A 1832-nucleotide genomic window follows, 5' to 3' on the forward strand; every position below is an offset into this window, starting at 1 on the left:
AATTTCACAGGGTATAATTTCAAAAATTCTACGCAAGGAGGCGGGCTATGGCAAGGGTTTTGATCGTCGAGGACGAGGGGATGCTGCTAGATATGATGTGCACCTACATGCGCGGCGCGGGGCACGAGGTAAGCGGCAGTAAAAGCTATGACGAGGCGCTCTCTTTAGCGTACGAAAAGAGCTTCGATCTGTGGATCTTCGACGTCAAAATCATCGGCGGCAACGGCTTTGCGCTGCTTCGCGAGCTGCGCGAGGCCGGGTGCGGAGCACCGTGCATTTTCACGACGTCGCTAAATACTCTGCAAGACGTCGAAAGCGGCTTTGGAAGCGGCTGCGACGACTACCTCAAAAAGCCTTTCGAGCTAAAAGAGCTGGCTCTGCGCGCGGATAATCTACTAAAGCGCACCTTCGTCCACAACGCCGCCCTGCGCGAAAATATCGGCGGAGGTTTTAGCTTCGATATGGCTCAGCACGCGCTTTATCGCGACGGAAGAGCCGTGCCGATGCCGCAGAAGCAGGCGCGGCTTCTTGCTCTGCTTCTGAAAAACCGCGATAAATTCCTTAGTAAGGATGAAATTTTCGCCGCGCTGTGGGACTACGACGAGAGTCCGAGCGAGCTTAGCCTGCGCGTTTATATCGCGGAGCTGCGAAAAATTTTGGGCAAGGATCGCATCATAAACGCTTCCAAGCTCGGCTACAAATATCTTTAGGAGCGCGCCGTGTCCAAAATGCGTCAAATTTTACCGATTTTTTTGCTCTATACGCTTACTAGCGTCCTGTTTTTGGCGCTAGTAAGCAGCGTATTTTACGAGCGGGAGAAGTTTTTTATCGCGGATCGCGATGCCTTTGCGATCAGGGATTTCAAACACGGCCTAGAGGCTAAGCTTGCGCGCGGCGGGCGCCTAAACGAGAGCGATTTCGACGCCATGCAGGCATACGCGGCGGATCTGAATAACAGCGATGAGATCGCACGGGATTTTGAGCCGAAGGATGACGCACCGCGCGTGTATATGGAGGGGACCAGCAGGATCGAGCAGTTTAATCTCACCGCCAAGGACGGCACGGAGTACTACGTAGCGATCAAAACGGATGCGCTTGAGGGCAAGCTAGCGGCGCTGAAGCTTAAAATTTTAGCTGCGAGCGCGCTTGTTTTGGCGCTTATTTTGCTGATCGCATATTTTATCATCCGCCTTTCGCTGCGCCCGCTTTACGAAAAGATCGAGTTTTTAAACGGCTTCATCCGAGACACGACACACGAGATAAAAACCCCGCTTAGCGTGATTTTGATGAGTATCGAGCTTTTCGATACTGATGCGAAAAAATATCTGGGCAATATCAAGGCGGGCGCAAATACGATAAACGCGCTGTTTGAAGACCTAACCGCGCTAAACTTAAACAAAAGCGGCAGCGGGCGAGAGGTAAATTTAGGCGAGCTACTGCAAAGCCGCATAGAGTATTTCGGCGTCTCTGCGGAGCAAAAGCGCATAAATCTACGCGCCGATCTACGTCCGGTGGCCTTTTGCGCGGATGAGTTTAAGCTGCGAAAGATCATCGACAATCTGCTTGGCAATGCGATAAAATATTGTGATGAGCTCGGCTGCGTCGAGGTGAGCCTGCGCGAGCGTTCGCTTCGCATCAAAAACAGCGGCGCGGGCATCGCGCGGCAAAATCTGCCGCATATTTTCGAGCTTTACACTCGCTTTGACGAGCGCAACGGCGGCTTTGGCATCGGGCTTTTTATCGTGAAAAAATACTGCGACGAGCTCGGGCTTAAAATTTCGTGCAGAAGCGAGCCTGGAGAGACGGAGTTTCGGCTGGAATTTTAACTTTAC

General features: G+C 52.2%; 2 protein-coding genes. Both read left to right on the top strand.

Annotated features, from left to right (window positions below):
* Positions 1 to 47: 47 nt before the first annotated feature.
* The gene (locus Q0614_RS07840) at positions 48 to 710 is read left to right on the top strand and encodes a response regulator transcription factor (RefSeq protein WP_298787823.1); all 663 of its coding nucleotides are present in this window, start codon (positions 48 to 50) and stop codon (positions 708 to 710) included.
* 18 nt (positions 711 to 728) lie between these two features.
* The gene (locus Q0614_RS07845; protein WP_298787825.1) at positions 729 to 1826 is read left to right on the top strand and encodes a HAMP domain-containing sensor histidine kinase; all 1098 of its coding nucleotides are present in this window, start codon (positions 729 to 731) and stop codon (positions 1824 to 1826) included.
* The last annotated feature ends 6 nt before the right edge of the window (positions 1827 to 1832 follow it).

The sequence above is a fragment of the uncultured Campylobacter sp. genome (genome assembly GCF_937997595.1).
GTDB lineage: Bacteria > Campylobacterota > Campylobacteria > Campylobacterales > Campylobacteraceae > Campylobacter_B.